The 16,812-nt window shown below is 58.0% G+C and carries 13 protein-coding genes; 1 reads left to right on the forward strand and 12 read right to left on the reverse strand.

What is annotated here, in order from left to right; all coding sequences use genetic code 11:
* Positions 1-301: 301 nt before the first annotated feature.
* The 12 genes from CLM71_RS13865 to CLM71_RS13915 all read right to left on the reverse strand — a co-directional run bounded on the left by CLM71_RS13865 (position 302) and on the right by CLM71_RS13915 (position 14,646).
* A complete protein-coding gene (locus CLM71_RS13865) occupies positions 302-2,134 on the reverse strand; it encodes a carbohydrate-binding protein CenC (RefSeq protein ID WP_234008577.1) in 1,833 nt (610 codons plus the stop codon).
* A complete protein-coding gene (locus CLM71_RS13870; protein ID WP_105231527.1) occupies positions 2,131-2,874 on the reverse strand; it encodes a glycosyltransferase family 2 protein in 744 nt (247 codons plus the stop codon). Before CLM71_RS13870 ends, CLM71_RS13865 begins: the two co-directional genes overlap by 4 nt.
* A gap of 7 nt (positions 2,875-2,881) precedes the next feature.
* A complete protein-coding gene (locus CLM71_RS13875; protein WP_105231528.1) occupies positions 2,882-3,937 on the reverse strand; it encodes a glycosyltransferase family 4 protein in 1,056 nt (351 codons plus the stop codon).
* 1 nt (position 3,938) lies between these two features.
* On the reverse strand, positions 3,939-4,844 hold the full coding sequence (locus tag CLM71_RS13880) for a glycosyltransferase family A protein (RefSeq protein ID WP_105231529.1): 906 nt from the start codon (positions 4,842-4,844) through the stop codon (positions 3,939-3,941).
* Positions 4,845-4,928: 84 nt separating this feature from the next.
* Positions 4,929-5,777, reverse strand: a complete 849-nt coding sequence (locus CLM71_RS13885) for an ATP-grasp fold amidoligase family protein (RefSeq protein ID WP_105231530.1) — start codon at positions 5,775-5,777, stop codon at positions 4,929-4,931.
* Entirely contained in the window at positions 5,770-7,053 is a 1,284-nt protein-coding gene (locus CLM71_RS13890) for a flippase (protein WP_105231531.1), read from the reverse strand. The genes CLM71_RS13885 and CLM71_RS13890 overlap by 8 nt, the downstream gene beginning before the upstream one ends.
* Positions 7,054-7,057: 4 nt before the next feature.
* Positions 7,058-9,244, reverse strand: coding sequence for a polysaccharide biosynthesis tyrosine autokinase (locus CLM71_RS13895; protein WP_105231532.1), 2,187 nt, complete (start codon positions 9,242-9,244; stop codon positions 7,058-7,060).
* A 21-nt stretch (positions 9,245-9,265) separates the two neighbouring features.
* Positions 9,266-9,394: a hypothetical protein gene (locus CLM71_RS24365; protein ID WP_255414250.1), complete on the reverse strand. Its 129-nt coding sequence runs from the start codon at positions 9,392-9,394 to the stop codon at positions 9,266-9,268.
* A gap of 20 nt (positions 9,395-9,414) precedes the next feature.
* On the reverse strand, positions 9,415-10,464 hold the full coding sequence (gene wecA, locus CLM71_RS13900; protein ID WP_105231533.1) for a UDP-N-acetylglucosamine--undecaprenyl-phosphate N-acetylglucosaminephosphotransferase: 1,050 nt from the start codon (positions 10,462-10,464) through the stop codon (positions 9,415-9,417).
* Positions 10,465-10,538: 74 nt separating this feature from the next.
* Positions 10,539-11,501, reverse strand: a complete 963-nt coding sequence (locus CLM71_RS13905) for an NAD(P)-dependent oxidoreductase (RefSeq protein ID WP_105231534.1) — start codon at positions 11,499-11,501, stop codon at positions 10,539-10,541.
* Positions 11,502-11,675: 174 nt separating this feature from the next.
* Positions 11,676-12,578 carry a helix-turn-helix domain-containing protein gene (locus CLM71_RS13910; protein ID WP_105231535.1) on the reverse strand — a complete coding sequence of 301 codons (903 nt, stop codon included), beginning with the start codon at positions 12,576-12,578 and terminating at the stop codon, positions 11,676-11,678.
* A gap of 673 nt (positions 12,579-13,251) precedes the next feature.
* Positions 13,252-14,646 (reverse strand): NarK family nitrate/nitrite MFS transporter, encoded by a 1,395-nt coding sequence (locus CLM71_RS13915; RefSeq protein WP_105231536.1) that lies wholly within the window; start codon positions 14,644-14,646, stop codon positions 13,252-13,254.
* Between the two features lie 353 nt (positions 14,647-14,999).
* Between CLM71_RS13915 and narX the strand changes: the two genes are divergently transcribed.
* The gene (gene narX, locus CLM71_RS13920) at positions 15,000-16,766 is read left to right on the forward strand and encodes a nitrate/nitrite two-component system sensor histidine kinase NarX (protein WP_105231537.1); all 1,767 of its coding nucleotides are present in this window, start codon (positions 15,000-15,002) and stop codon (positions 16,764-16,766) included.
* Positions 16,767-16,812 lie beyond the last annotated feature (46 nt).

Consider the following 16,812-nt stretch of genomic DNA (forward strand, 5'->3'; position numbering starts at 1 on the left):
TTCCCTCACTGCCCGGCGCCTGCGCCGGGGTTCGGGTCTGGGGTCATCATGATGGACGTCATTGCTCAATCTGCGGCCAAGGCTACTGATGCAAAGGCGGCGGCAAATTGATTGCGATCAACACAACATGATGGGAAAAACGCGGGCAGGCGCGGCAATACCCCTTTTGGATAACGCCAGAAAACTCAATTTGATATTGATTTATAACAAGAAATTAAAAACGTCGCCGCCGGTGCATATCTTGTGCATTGCTGTCGGCTATTTGGGGGTACTCCTGCGCCGCAGCGGCGGCAAACCGGATTCAGCGACGCAGCCACCGATGGGAGCTGCCCAGCGGCGGCAGTGGTATCTCCAGCTCGCGGCGTGTCTGATGACGCCAGCCATCCGGCAACTGCAGATGCAGCGTCACCGGGCGCGCCTCCGGATTGGCGACCAGCAGCAGCGCACGGTCGCCACGCACGAAGATTCGCGCCGCCGCTGCGGATCCCGGCAATTTCAACGTTACACCGTCACCCGTAAGCAAGTAAGGGCTGAAACCGTTAACCTGACGCGCCACACGGGCGATACCGCGCCACTGCGTCTCAAACGCCGCGCGGTCAAAATGGCCACGCCGCTGCTGATAAAACAGGTCGTTATAGGAATAAAACAGCAGCCCGCGCGCGCCGCCGATCAGCGCCAGCCAGGCCTGGGTGCGGACTTCATCTTCCGTCGGCGCCCGCGCAGAACGCCGGTCATCATAGGCGGCATGATCCATAATCTGAATCACCATCCAGGCGCCCTTCACCCCGCGCGCCGCGCGCACGGTTTGCTGCGTATCATGCAGGGTGCGGCGCAGGTGAGGCTCCGAACCGACCGGATAGGGATCGGTCGCCAAAATATCCGCACTGTTGAAATAGTCATCCAGCGTGGCGGTTTTATTCAGCACCTGAAACGTCGGGTGGTGGCGGTCAAGCCGCTGCACCTGCTGGTGCCTGGCCGCAATCTGCGGCAGAAACTCCAGCCCCAGCTCATCATTGATATACCAGGCCAGTAAATTAGGCTGGTTTTTCAGCCGATTAATCTGGGCGGCGGCCAACGCCGCATAGCTGCCGCGCGTCGCCGGCGCAAAACGGCTGCCGGCATAGAGATCTTTGATGGCGTAGATAACCTGCAGCCCGTGACGCCGGCTGCGGCGAAAAAAAGCGTCGGCGTCCTTGCCAACGCCATAACGGTAATTGAGCACGCTGTTGAAACCGGCGGCGGCGATACGCGCCAGATCGTCATCGCCGCTGCGGGTGGTGTAAATCCCCAGCGGAAATATCCGTTCGCCGCGGCGACGGGTAAACCCCTGTCCGTCAATCGCCACCGTCGGCGTCGGCTGACCGATATCCAGCGCGATCTCACTGCTGCGGCTGCGCCCCGTCGGCGCTTCGGTCACCTGCTGACGCAGGCGATATTCCCCCGGCGGCAACGGCGGCGGCGTATAACCCAGCCAATAGCGCTCGGCGATATAGCGCCGCTGGTTCGTCTGGTCGACAACTTTGCGCTGCCGATCGAGCAGCACGCTGCTGACCGTCACCCACTGTGGATGCGGCGTTTCAATCAGCGTGCGACCGCCCGCCGGATAGAGCGCCGCCTGCGGCGACAGCACGCAGGCATACGCATCGTCGAACCACGCCGTCCCGGTGGTGCCACGGCGCAGATACAGCCCCAGCGTCACCCGCGCCGCCCGCCGGGGCACGCGATACAAGGCCGAGATATGCCGCCAACCGCTGTTGCCGACGATTCCCGTCGGGTAGCGCCCCTCCAGAAAACGCCCCTGTGCATCAAAACTCTGGATATACACGCTGGCGCCGCGATCCTGCGGCGCCCCCTGCAGCCCGCGCCCTTTCAGCCAGGCGCCAAACGCGATAGCCTGTCCGGGCTGCGCCGCGACCGTCTGGCTGAAGGTGTGGTAACGGGCGGCATCCTGATTGTGATAGCGCAGGCTGGCCCTGCCGCCGTGCGCCGCGCTATCCTCTCCGGCACCTTCGCCGCGCCAGCCCTGCAGCCCCTGTTCGAAACCGGGGTTTTGCAGTAGATTCGGCGCACACTCCTGCGGCGGCATCCCCTGCAGCAGCGCGGCGGCGGCAATCGCCGGCATCAAACCGCTCATTGCCGCTTCATCGCCGCATTCAACAGGTAAGCAAAAAACAGGTAACAAGATTTCTGGTACGACAGCCCCAGATACTGACGGTAGATTTTCCACTGCCAGTCCGCCGCCTGCAGCTTATTGCCGGACAGCGAATGGTCGGAAACCCGGTAAAATGCCAGCGGTTCCGGCACGCAGTACGCCAGGCCGTTGTATGCCCGTTCCAGCACCGCCAGCCACATCAGGTAATCTTCATGCCCCACCGGCTGCTGATAGACCTTACCGGTGCGCCGCTGATTGTAGATACCGGTCAGGTTGCCGATGCGGTTGCTCCTGAGCATCGCCGGGTAGTCAATAACTTCCGCCGCGCCGCGGTAGTTCTTCACCTGATGCAGATCCTGCTCAAAGGTGTAATAGTGCGAGCACACCACGTCGTAGCGGCCGGACTGCAAAATCTCCACCTGCCGCGCCAGCTTGTTACCCAGCCACACGTCATCGCTGTCGCAAAACGCCAGGTAGTCGCCGCGGGCCATATCGATACCGATATTGCGCGTGGCCGCCACCCCCAGGTTGCGCGGGTTGCGAATATAGGTCACACGCTCATTCCTCAGCGACGCCACAATGTCCGCCGTCTCATCGGTGGAGGCGTCGTCAATCACATACAGCTGAAAGTCGGTAAAGCTCTGGTTGAGCACGCCCAGAATCGATGCCCTGACGGATGCCGCTGCGTTATAGGCCGGCATAATAACTGATACTTTTTCCATATGTTCCTCACGTGATAATCCGTTGCCACAAGGGGTAAATACGTTCCGGCGTAAAGCGCTGCGCCTGCCGCCACGAAGCGTGCGCAAAGCGTAGCCGCAGTGCGTTATCCGCCATCAGCGCCAGCACCCGCTCGCAGAACTGCGGGCTGTCGCCGTCCGGCACCAGATAGCCGTTCACCCCGGACTCAATCAGTTCCGCCGGCCCGGTTTGACAGTCATAAGCCACCAGCGGCAGGCCAAAACTCAGCGCTTCAATCAGCACCATCGGCAACCCCTCGTAACGGGAGGTCATCAGATACAGACTGGCCTGACGGTAATAGCGCGCCACGTCCGGCGTCGCCGGCAGCAAAGAGACCTGACGCTCCAACCCCGCCTGCGCAATCTGCCGTTGCAGCGCCGGCCGCGCCGGGCCATCCCCGACGATCAACAGCTGCCATGACGGCGCCTGACGGGCGATCTGCCGCCAGGCGTCAATCAACCGGTCAAAGCCTTTCTGTTCGGTGAGCCGGCCGATGGCCAGGGCGACGTTGCGCCGTTGACCGCAGTCGGGCGGCTGCGGCGTAAACGGCGAAACGTTCTCGATCACCAGGCATTTATCCTGCCGGATCCAACGGCCGATCCGCGCCCGATCTCGGTGCGTCAGCAAAATCACCCGGTCGCCCAAGGCATAAATCAGCAGTTTCAGCCAGCGCATCGGCCACGGATACTGCTGAAAACTGACGTGTTCACTGAGCAGCAGCCGGCTATCGGGACACAGCAGGCGCAAATACGGCGTCATCACCACCGACAAACGCCCCATCGAGACGACAATGATGGCGTCGTAACGCCCGCGCCGCAGCGCCCACGCCAGCCGCCATGGCCAACACGGTGCCCGGCTGCCGATCGGGCGCAGCGTCACCGACTGCGACAGCGGAAAAAACGCCCGCTCGCCGCCGAAAGAGAACAGCGTGACCCGCATGTCGTCGCTGTCAGCCAGCGCATTGGCCAGGCCGCTGGCGACGCGTTCGGTTCCGCCTTTCCCGGCGATATTCTCAATAACAATGGCAATATTGCGTGACGTCATTTCACCTCCGAAAACCGTTGCGGGCATGGCGCAGCAGACGACCGCCCAGCGGAAAAAGACCTAACCGCGTCAGGCAGTCGCCGTACAGCTTGATCAGTTTGAATTTGCCGCTCAGCGAGTGCTGAAGAGTGCGCGAAGAGTAATAACTGAACGCCTGCTGATTCTCGCTGTAGAGGGAAGCCAGCAGATGTTTGCAGGCGAAGCCGCTGATATGCTGCGCGCTTGAGGACAGGAACGCGTCGATAAACAGATCGCTGGCTTCCAGGTTCAGTCGCGTGCTCATCCGACTGGCGCGGCCAACGTCCAGATACACTCCTCCGCCGGCATCGTGGGCAATCTGCGCCCCCAGATTGGTGGCGTTGACCAGAAAACCCCAGTCCTGGTGCTTATACAGAAATTCGGGAAACAAAAAGCGTCGATCGCTTTTTTTACGCATGCTGATGGTGGAAGAACGGATGTCGCCCATCTCCAGGAACAGGAAATCTTCCCCGGCGCTGCCGCTCTGATACTGGAAGGTATAGTCGCGCACCGATACGCCGCTCACCTCGGCGTAATTACCAAAAATAATGTCAATACTGACGTCTTCGTGGTATTTCAGACGGCGGATAATATAGTTGGTGGTGAAGTAGTCGTCGGCGTCGAGAAAAAACACCACCTCCGCCTCCGCCAGCCGCACGCCCAGATTGCGCGATACCGCCGCATTGCTCTTTTGCTTCTTCTCATGCAGCATTACCTGACTGTGGGCGCAGGCAATTTGCCGCACCTGAGCGATATCAATCGCATCCGAGCCGTCATCCACCAGAATCACCTGGTAGTCGAATCCCCGACAGGCGGCAAAAATGCGGGAGAGCGTCTTCGGTAAAAATCCTGCGCTGTTATAAATTGGCATAACAATTGAGAAATCCATTTCTTACCTCAAGGATAATGGTGGGTAATCGCGTTTATCTGCGGTAACGGAGGGCATGGAGCAATGTCGGCGGCATGCCCTCCGTTACTCGGTAAAGTAGCCGCCCCATTCCTGCTCGATGCGCTCCGGCATCAGGCGGGATAAACCTGCGCCGGGCGTAAACGTCAGCTCGCCGAAGTAGACCCGCTCCCCCACCTGATAAAAATCGACCCGCAGATAGGAAAACTGCTGCGCCGTCAGGCGCGCCAGGCGCAGCATGTCCGCCAATTGCGACGGTGCGGCCAGAGGCTGCTCGGCGTTAGGCAGGACAAGGCGAATTTCCGTGCGGTTCCAGTTTTCATCGAAAACATCCCGCCGGTGTTCGCCAAAGCGCTGGTAATCCACCTGAATAAAAATGCGAATCACGCCATCGCGGTTGAAGCAGTGAAACTTGAGATCGTGCGGCACCTCGCCGTTTTCCAGCAGCAGCCGTTCGACCATGATGCATGGCTCAATATCGCGGTAGTGCCGCTCACGGCTTTGCTGATAAAAATTGGCGCGCATCCAGCACCGGGTTTGATCGTAGAGTTCGGCGTAGCTGACCTGTTCCTTATCAAACACCAGCCGGTTATAACCGCTACCGTGGTTGGCCTTGAGCACGAACTGGCGTGGCAGACGGCGAAATACGTCATAACTCAGTTCCGCGCCGTGCGCGTACAGTTCAATCAGATAGGCGTCACCCCAAAGCCCGGCGATAAACTCGCGCACTTTGTATTTATCCGACAGCATGGTGTAAACGCTGCGCGGATAAATCTTGCGCCGCATCAACTTCTCGCTATAGCCGCGCGGGTGCGCCAGACGCGGCCACCGCTTAAAGTACATCGCATATTTCACCTGATGGTGCAGCGCATCGGGCAAACACCGAACGATCCCTTTCAATAAACGATTAAGCATGCCGCCTCCTTAGCGTGCGAATAAAACGTGGCAGAGCGTAATAACAGGTCAGTTGCAAACGGACGATCCGTCCGCCGCGGAAAAAAGCGTTTAACACAAACAGTGAGAAAAATTCAGCCAGCAGCGTCGACAGCGCCGCGCCGGGCAACCCGTAACGCGGGATCAGCATGGCGTTCATCACCACGTTGGCCAACGCCACCAGCGGCATCTTCAGCGCAATAAAACGGTAACCGGCCAACAGCACCATGCTGCGATACGCCACCGTCCCCAGCACCGAAAACAGCGCGGTCAGGGTACTCATCGCCAAAACATCGGCGGCCGGGCGGAATGCCTCGCCATACAGCCACGTCACCAGCGGCGTGGCGTAGCCGCCCAGTATCAGCAGCGCCGGCAGAGAAATCAGCAGCGCCAGCAGGCACAGCAGACGGATACGGTATTCCCGTTCCGGACCGGCGGCGCAGCGGGCAATCCCCGGCATCAGCGACGTCACCAGCGCCAGAGGAATAAAGATCCAGCCCTGGCCCAGCGTTACGGCGGCGCTGTACCAGCCTACCGCCTGCGGCCCGAGCAGATTGCCGAGCATGATTTGATCGATGCGGGTATAGATGACGATCGACAGCCCGGCAGCGGCCAGCGGCAGACCGACACGCAGCAGGTAGCGGCCATAGCGCCGCATCGCGCGCGCGTTAAACGGCGCCGGCGGTGAGCCGCGACGAAACAGCCACAGACGCGTCAGGTAAGGCAGCGCGCTGGCGATAAGATACGGCACGGCAAACCACACCAGCGGCAGCGCCGCGCCGATCAAAGCCAGCCGCAGGACGATCGCCAGCGCTAACGCCAGGTTGTTAATCAGCGTATTGCGCTTCGCCTGCAGCCGGGCATCGTAGTAAATCTTGTAAACGTCCTGGACGGAAAAATAGGCGCTTGCCAGCAGCAGCGTGCTCATCCAGGTTTGCGGCGCCGGATGGTGATAAAAACTCCATAACCACAGCGGCAGCGCCAGCAGTAAAAACAGCCGCCGCCGCAGCTGCATAGAGGCCATCATCAGCCGGACGCCGCTGTCAGGGCGGCGGGCAACGCGGTTGAAGATCACGCTGTCGGCGCCCAGCTGCACCAGCGGCACCACAATAGCGATCGTCGCCAGCAGATAGTTCAGCGCGCCGAACTGCGCCGGCCCCAGATAACGCGCCACATAGACGGAAACGAACACGCCCGACAGGCTGAGCGATACCCGCTCCAGCATCAGCCAGAACGCATTGTGCAAAATCGCCTTCATAGGGCTAGGTCCTGTGCACCGTGTCGCCCTCTTCCCGGTGGCTGGGGTAGGCAAAGTTGTAATAACCGACATCGGTAACGGCCTTTTTCACCACGCCGTTGAGAATCACGCCTTTGACGGATACGCCGTTCTGTTCAAAGCGGCGCAGGCTGGCTTCAACCTGTTTTATGCTGTTAACCGCGAAACGCACCACCATCAAAGAGGTTCCCGCATGATGGCCGATAATCGCCGCATCGGTGACCGCCAGAATCGGCGGCGTATCAATCAGCACGATATCGTAACGCTGCCCTGCCCAGCGCAAAAAGTCCGTAAAACGCGGGTGCATCAGCAGTTCGGAAGGGTTTGGCGGCACCTGACCGCGCGGGACAAAATCCAGATTGGCCTGCGCCGTGGTGCGCACCGCCAGGCTCGGCTCAGTGCGGCCGACCAGCACGTCGGACAACCCGTGCCGTGCGTCGTTGCTCAGCCAGCGATGCAAAAACCCCTTGCGCATATCGCCGTCAATCAGCAGTACCTGCTGGCCGGCCTGAGCCAGCACCGCCGCCAGATTAATGCTGGCGAAACTTTTCCCGCTGGCCGGACTGGCGCCGGACACCATCAGGATATTGTTGCTCGCCTCCATCATCACGAAGTGCAGACTGGTGCGCAGACTGCGGAGCGCTTCAACGGCCAGATCCTCCGGCTGTTCCAGCGCCAGGGTCGGCAGCCGCTCACCGCCGGAGCGCGTCAGCAAAAGCTGCTGACTGCGGTTGCGCTTCGTCTGCCATAATGACAGCGGCACCGTGGCATACACATTGATACCGCGCTTTTCCAACACGGCGCTATCGTCAATGCCCCGGTGAAAAGCACCGCGCAACAGAACCACCGCGGCGGCAATCGTCCCGCCGCTCAATAGCGACAGTATGACGATCAGCATTTTTTGCGGTTTTACCGGCTTAATCGTCGTTTCCGCCGCATCGATAATGCGGATGTTCCCCACCGTACCCGCCTTGCTGATGTTCAACTCCTGCTGTTTGTTCATCAGCTGCATATACACCTGCTGATCAACCTGTACATCACGCGTCAGGCGCAGCACCTCCTGTTGGGTTTTCGGCAGGTTCTGCACCTGTTTGCCCAGACGCGTTTTTTCCTGCTCCAGCGTGGCGCGTTTTTCCAGCAGGGCGCGATATGCCGGGTGCGCGCGGGTATACAGCTTGGAAATCTCCGATTCTTTGAAGGTCAGTTCATTAAGCTGCGCCTCCAGCTGCACCAGCGTATCCAGCACCGACTTGGCTTCCAGCGACAGGTCCACCGAATCATTTTGCCGGCGGAACTGGTTCAGCCGGTTTTCCGCCTGATTCAGCGAAGATTGAGTCTGCGGCAGCTGACGCGCCAAAAACGCCAGCATGCGCTGCGCCTCTTCGGTTTTGCGGTCGACATTCTGTTGCAGATAGTTTTCGGTGATGCTCTGCAGAATCCGTCTGGCGTACTGCGGATCTTCATTCTCCAGTTTGAAGGTCATGATGCCGCTCTCTTTACCCGCCAGGGTGATGCTCAGATTGCGGCGCAGATCGTCGATGGCCTGCTGACGCGCCAGCTTTACCACGCTAAACGTCGCGCCCGGCTCGGCGGACAGCGTCGTCACGCGCAGACGCCATGCGCCGTCCTGCAGCGTCTCCCCCGCCCGGCCGCGCAGCACCGTCCGCCCGTCCTGGCTCAACGTAAAGCGCTGGTTCTCCCGCACGCTCAGGGTCAGGACTTTACCCAACATGTCCGTCGGCACCGCCAATTCGGCAATCGCCAACTGTGGGACCGGCCGGCCAAGCAAACGCGCTACGCCTTTGCCCACCAGCGGGAAAGCATCCGCGCTGACCCGCACCGTCAGTCCCAGGCTGTCCACGGTTTTCCCCAGCACGTAGCGGGAGTTAACCAGCGCAATCTCATCCTGCGTAGCGGAAAACTGCTCGCCGGCATTGTCCAGCGATTGGCGCAGCAGCGACGCGCCGGTGGTCGGCTGCTCCACCTGCGCCATCGCCGTCGCCTCATAGATCGGCGTCGCCAGCAGCGCGTACAGCAGTCCCAGCAACGCCGCCAAGATGGTCGCCAGCGCCAGACGCCAACGGTTATCCCACAGCAGGCCGATCAGGCGCTCCCACTCCAGTTTCTCTTCCACATCGGCCACCGCACCGGGTTGTGCACTATTTTTTATCATCGCTGCTCCTTGCATCGACCATTACCTTTTACCAATTACGCAGCCGCAGCGCGGCCCAGCTTCACCGGTGATATAGTGAAATGCGGCGAAAGTGGCATCCACCGACGGATCCTCTACAGCCCGCGCCAGGCGGGTAAAATCAAAATTCATGCAAGCATCCTGCTACAAAATTAACGGTCGGCTGCCGGCGAGCCGGCGGCCATTGTTGTCCGCCGAGGTTCACGTACCAGCAGGAAATAGCCGCCGGAACACAGCATAAATGCCGCCAGCATCAGGCTTTCCTGCCACGCCATCAGCTCGCCGGACAGGCCGACAACGGCCAGAGCCAAAGCCAGCAGACCGCTTACCGCCAATGCCTGGCGGGCGCTAAGACCACGGCGCATCAAAATATGGTGCAGATGATCGCGACCGGCTCGAAACGGGCTCTGACGCCGGGCGATACGACGCAGCATGACGCTCACCATATCCATCAACGGCATGGCAATCAGCCACAGCGCGCCGACCGGACGCATCACAGCACCGTCGCCCTGCGTCGCGCTCAACAACAGCCACAACACGGTAAATCCCATCACCATGCTGCCGGCATCGCCCATAAAGATTCGGTAGCGGCGCCCAAAAAAACCTAGGTTAAACAACAAGTAGGCCGCCAGGGTGACAATCAGACTCAGGCACCAGAACGCCGTGTCCAGACGGCCGCCCAGAGCGAACATCACCGCCAGTCCGGCCAGCGTCACGCAGGACTGTATGCCCAACTGACCGTCAATACCGTCGACCATGTTGTAAGCGTTAATCGCGCCCCACACCGCCAGCGGCGTCACCAGCAAGGCGCCGTAGCCAAGCTGCAACGCTTCGCCGCCCCATAGGCTGCCCAGCGAAGAGAGCCGCATGCCGGCCGCCAGCATCATCACCAGCGCCAGCCCGCCCTGTACCGCCATACGCGGCGCGACCGACAGCTCAAAGCGGTCATCCAGCACGCCCAGCAGCAGCAGCGCCGTCACGCAGCACAGGTAGACCGCCATATGAGGCACGCCGTCCGGCTGCCAGAGCGAGAACAGAGCCACCGACAGATAAATCGCGATGCCTCCGCACAGCGGAATATGGCCCTGATGCTGTTTGCGGGCGCTGGGCTTATCGACCAGCGCCAGTTTCAGCGCCACTCCCCTGGCGATCGCCATCAGCAGCAACGCCAGAAAAAATATCACTCCCAGTTGATAAACCATTTCTCCCTCCTTGCTCCCTGAAATGACGCCGCCTGCCGTCCTCCGATTTCCTGGTGCGTCAGCGCACCATGGCATCAGCGCGCGCGAAACTCATGCCTGATGGTTTTGGCAATCGCATCCTCCAAAGGCACCGGTGCAACAAAATCAGTGCGCACATCGCTTTTGAACTGCGTTCTGGCGCAAAACTTCTGCACGCGGATGCGGCTGACGGGAAACTGACGCCGGGTGACTTTACTCACCAAATCCAGAGCGCCGGCGCCGCACAATCCCAGCCAATAAGGGATGCGTAACGTTTTGCTATTTTTGCCCAGCGAAGCCGACACCGTGGTCACCAGCTGATTCATGGTCAAATCGGGTTTATCGACATAATTGCAGATCTGATAGGCGGGCTGTTGATCGAGCGCGTGTTCCAGCCGGGCGGCGATATTCTCGACATACGCCATCGACTTGAAATTATTCCCGCTGCCAATCATGACAAACCGCCCGCCGGCAATTTGGCGCAGCAGGTTATACACATTGCCGCGGTTGCCTTCGCCAAAGACCACCGTCGGCCGGATTATCGTCAATTTGTTTTGCTTATCCGCCTTGCGCCAGGCTTCATAAACATATTCCGCTTCCAGTTTGGATTTGCCGTAGTGGTTAAAAGGATCAAAGGCGCCGTCTTCGCCGGTTTCCTGCTGGACAAAGCCATATACCGCCACCGAAGAGGTAAAAATGATCTGACGAATACCCAGCGCCGCAGCCTGTTGGCAAAGGTGGCGTGCGCCCTCCACATTCACTTGATAATAAAGCGAACTGGGCTGCACGTTATCCTTGTGCTCCGCCGCCAGATTGATCGCCACGTCACAACCGTCCAGCGCGGAGCGCAGGGTTTGCGGTTGCGTGATATCGCCGTATTGATAAAGTTCGGGGTAATCCTCACTCGGATTTTTATCAATAATGCGCAGCGTGAGATCGCTGCGCGAACGCAGACGTTTGACTAACCGTGTGCCAATAAAGCCGGAGCCACCGATAATAGCTACTTTACGCTCATCCATAATATTCACTCAGCCTGTTATCGTTATTTCCGCCAGTGATTCTGGCAGAAAGCCAATAGCGATTAACTATCGGACACAGACTGAACAAATTAACTTCCCCTTTCAAATAACAAAAAATAAAATAGCAGTCGTCACGCCATGTAAAACAGGATTAAAAGTGAAATTTCTCTTTGTCTAATTCTCTCTTTCGCGAGAAACAAATGAGTTCATCAGATTGTCCGGCAGGGTAAGCTGAATTTCGCTGCTCTCCTTTATTTCATCATAACGATATTGCTGCCGGAACCGCCCCTTCTTGGGATCAATGCATTCAATCGTCACCTGCAAGGACTTATTTCCCTGATACATGCACAGCAGCGAGCGCGACGAAGGTGCATCAGGATTATCGGCATTGCTGAACTTTAACGTCAGCATCACCCGCGTCGGGCTGTATATACGGCTTCCTTCCGCGAGCGGACGCGCCTGACTTCCCAGGTAAAAGAAAACATTTGCGATAACCGCGAATAACGCCAGCACGGACACCAGTTTGACGCCGCGGGTAATCAACAGGGAAAAAGTCCCCGTTTGTCTCTTTTGCGGTTTAAACGGCTGCGTATGCCAAAGCGGATGCTGAGCCGCTATTTTTTCTTGATTCATCTCAGAATCGCGCTCGGCGCTTATTGCCATATCCTCAGAAAAACTCCCCCGACCAACACTTTCAGATGATTCCTGTTGAATATCCTCTTCCACCAAAGATTCGTGCTCTAAAATAGCTTCATCATCATGGCTGTCATCGCTCAAGAAATTAAATATTGCACGGTTTTCAACCCTGTAACCTAAGCGAGGGATGGTTCTGATAATGGTATGATCGCTATCGCCGATCTTCTGGCGAATGGATTTAATGGTCTGATTTATCGTTGAATCAGAGCAGTAAGTACCTTTCCATATGCTTTCTATAATCTCTGCCCGAGTCACCAGTTCGGGGGAGTTGGCAACCAACAGTGAGAGTATTTGATACTCCTTCCAACGTAGGCGGGTGCTTTTCCTGGAAGGGATCAATACATTGAGATTCCTAATCGTTATTCTTTTATCGAGATCCACGTTAATTTCCTTAATGAGCCCACTCCTGCACGCGTGATATAGAAATAAGAAAAAACGACAAAGAAATCAAATCTAAACTTAACAAGTTGGCGAATTTATATTTTTACCCATATGAAAAGTCAATTTCACTCATGCTATTTATACATATCCATATAATTTAAATGCCTTTTTAACCCCTGGTGGAAAACTGTTTCCCTGCGCAATCACCCGGCACAACACCGCACCCAACCAGATGAATTAAAAAAGAAAAGCAGACCAGCACAAACAAAAAACAGACAATAAAATCATAAAATTTCATCATAAAATCAATCAAGTGAAAACAATAAGCACTCGGCATTTCGACCTAATCCTATTGTAAAGCAATCGTGAAAAGTGGCATGAAAGAAGAATGAGACTAATCTCATTGAATGAGTGCCGGACAATTAATTTAAAATGGGAAATTCTGGGGGGGTTTTACTATTTATATTACAGGGAAGGAAGCATGAAAATCATTAGAATAAATAATCTGACACCCAATCCATTATTAAATAACATAATTAACCATTGGGTGTTGGCGCATGTTTTCTTAGGAATAATACCCATCCTGTTATTTAATATTATTGATATTACAGGGCTTAATCATATTGTTGCAGGTATCTCTCCTAGCGCGGAGATACCTGCAGGGAAAGGCGTATTATCCGCGCGGCTTACGTCCGTATACCAACCAGGTAATCACCACGCAGAGAATATAAAACACCAGGAATACCTTCATCGCCCCGGCTGGCGAGCCGGTCATTGCCAATGAGGTGCCAAAGGCTTTGGGGATAAAGAATCCGCCCACCGCGCCAATAGCGGAAATAAAACCCAGCGCGGCGGCAGAGTCGGTCACCGCTTCGCGCTGTGCCTCTTCATCGCTGCCGCCGGCGGCCTTGACGCGGTCGACGGTAATTTTACGGAAGATCACTGCGATCATCTGGAAGGTGGAGCCGCTCCCCAGCCCTGCCGTCAGGAACAGCAGCATAAAGACGCCGTAAAAGGCGATAAAGGAACCGGATGAACCGGCGTCCGGCAGCGTCAGGAACAGCAGCCCGGCAAATACCGCCATCAGTACAAAGTTGATCAGCGTCACGCGGATGCCGCCAAAGCGATCCGACAACGCACCGCCGACCGGACGCGCCAGCGCGCCAAGGAACGGGCCAAAGAAGGCATAGTGCAGGATCACCACATCCGGAAACTGGGTTTTCGACAGCATGGCGAACCCGGCGGAAAAACCGATAAAAGAACCGAAGGTGGACAGATACAACAGGCTGAGTAACCACAGGTGCCCGCGCTTCAGGACCGGCAACTGCTGGCGCAACGACGCCTTGGATGCCGCCAGGTCGTTCATGCCGAACCAGGCCGCCAAGGTGGCGACCAGCAGAAACGGCACCCATATCCAGGCGGCGTTTTCCAGCCATAGCTGGCTGCCGTCCGGCTGCTGATGGCCGCTGCCGCCAAACAGCGTAAACATCCCCAGCGTAATCGCCAGCGGAGCCGCCAGTTGCATCACGCTGACGCCGAGATTGCCCAGGCCGCCGTTCAGCCCCAGCGCACCGCCCTGCTTCGCTTTAGGGAAGAAGAAGCTGATATTCGCCATGCTGGAGGCGAAGTTGGCGCCGCCGAAGCCGCACAGCAGCGCGATAATCACAAAGATGTGGAAAGGCGTAGCGGGATCCTGCACCACCATCCCCAGCCACAGGCAGGGGACGATCAGCAGACAGGTGCTGATCGCCGTCCAGCGCCGGCCGCCGAAAATCGGTATCACGAAGGAGTAAGGCACGCGCATAATCGCGCCGGATACCGAAGGTAACGCCGTCAGCATAAACAGCTGATCGGTGGTGAAGTTAAAACCGACCTTGTTCAGATTGACGGCAACGGCGCTGAACAGCATCCAGACGCAGAACCCCAGAAGCAGACAGGGAATCGAGATCCACAGGTTGCGGTTGGCGATACGCTGCCCACGCTGCTGCCAAAACTCGCTGTCCTCGGGCCGCCAGTCCTGAATAACCGCGCCCGTTTTTTTGTTTGATGACGTTGCTATGTGCGACATAAATAACCTCGAAAGCACGCTGATAATTGCGCTCACCCTAGAGCTCCCCCCTTAGTGCAAAGTTGACATAAATCAAGCCGGGTGCAGGTAGCCGTCGCCGCAAAATGCCCCCAACTCTATTAGGGAGTAAACGCCAAATCGTTTAAATGGTTTTTATATTCAACCAGATAGCCATCGCTCAATACGCAGGAAAGCCGGTGTGCCGGAGGCGGGGAAACTAATGGTTACTTCGTTATAGGTATGGGGTTATCTGCAGGGATAATGAAAAATAGCGCCAAATTGTTATCGGAACGGCTCGCCCGTCTTCCGATTGTTCCTCACTTCGCGTCGTTGTTTTCAGGAATCTGCGCCGTATGAAATCATTACTGGCTCCGCTCTCCATCGTTAATCAGGTCGCCGTGCTGATGCTGCTGCTGGCGCTGCTTGGCATCGGCGGCATGAGCATCTCCGCCTGGATGGCGCAAAGCATTCAGGGCAATGCGCATGCCATCAACAAGGCGGGATCGCTGCGTATGCAGAGCTATCGTCTGCTGGCATCGTTACCGCTGGATGCGCGCAGCGAGAAGCTGATTGCTGAACTGAACCGCGATGCCGACAGCGAGGATTTACAACGTTCGGTGGCGCAGGAAGGCCTTACGCCGCAATTTTATGCGCTGCGCGACTACTGGCAGCACACGCTGCAGCCCCGCCTGCGCCAGGCGCAGCACCCCGCCGACGCCGACGCGCAGGTGGCGCACTTCGTCGGCCTGCTGGACGCGCTGGTATCGGATATCGACCGTCAGACCGAACGCCGGCTGCTGGCGGCAACGCTGGTGCAGTGGGTGTTTATCGCCCTGACGCTGCTGCTGCTGGCCGGCACCATCTGCTACCTGCGCCGCCGCCTGCTGCACCCCTGGCGTCAGCTGGTCACCATGGCGATGGCGGTCGGACGCGGCGATTTCAGCCGGCGCTTCCCCCAGCGCGGGCGGCAGGATGAAATGGCCTCGCTCGGCGGCGCCTTGAACGGCATGTCGGATGAACTGTCCACCATGTACGCACGTCTGGAACAGCGCGTGGCGGAAAAAACCGCCGATCTGCAGCAGAAAAACCAGGTTTTGCGCTTTCTTTATCACGCCAGCCGCCAGTTGCATACCAGCGATCCGATGTGCAGCCGGCTGATGCCGGTGCTCAGCCAGCTGCAAACCCTGACGCCGCTGCGCGCCATGCAGGTCAGGCTGTACGAAAACAACAGCCAGGAGCAGTTCCAGCAGCTCAGCAGCCATGAGCCGCTGCGCCCGGAGCACTGCCACAATCCGTCCTGCCGCGCCTGCCTGAGTGACGACGTCATAGTGGATGAAGGCCCGACGCTCAGCTGGAGCCTGAGCGATAAACTGGGTAACTACGGCCTCCTGCTGGCGCAAAGCCGGCAGCCATTAAGCGATGAACACCAACAACTGGTCAGTACGCTGGTCGAACAGCTTACCAGCGTATTGGCGATTGAGCGGCAGGTCGACCATCAGCAGCAATTGATTCTGATGGAAGAGCGCGCCGCCATCGCCCGCGAGCTGCACGATTCGATCGCCCAATCCCTGTCGTGTCTGAAGATGCAGACCAGCTGTCTGCAGATGCAGGGAGCGGGCCTGCCGGCCGACAGTCTGACGCTGGTGCAGCAGATGCGCGAGGAGCTGAATACCGCCTACCGCCAACTGCGCGAACTGCTGACCACGTTCCGTCTGCAGCTGAGCGAGCCAGGCCTGCTGGCGGCGCTGCAGAGCACGGTGCGGGAGTTCAACACACGCCTCGGCATCGACATCGCGCTGGATTATCAGCTCGGGCCACGCACCGTCCCGGCTTACCAGGCAATCCACCTGCTGCAAATCGCCCGCGAAGCCCTCAGCAATATTCACAAACACGCCAAGGCGACGGAAGTCCGCATTCAGGTGACCAACCGTCAGGGGGAAGTGACGCTGACCGTCAGCGATAACGGCTGCGGACTGCCGCCCAACAGCGAACGCCCCGACCATTACGGGCTGATAATTATGCGCGATCGCGCCAAAAACCTGCACGGCCGCTGTGAGATCGTCTCCGGAGACGCAGGCGGAACAACGGTCAGCGTGGTATTCCGCCCGGAGATCCCCTGATATATCAGGGAATAGCGCCGGTCGCCGGCCATTGAACATTTACAGG

Source organism: Serratia sp. MYb239 (genome assembly GCF_002966855.1).
In the GTDB taxonomy this organism is placed as follows: Bacteria; Pseudomonadota; Gammaproteobacteria; order Enterobacterales; family Enterobacteriaceae; genus Serratia_B; species Serratia_B rhizosphaerae.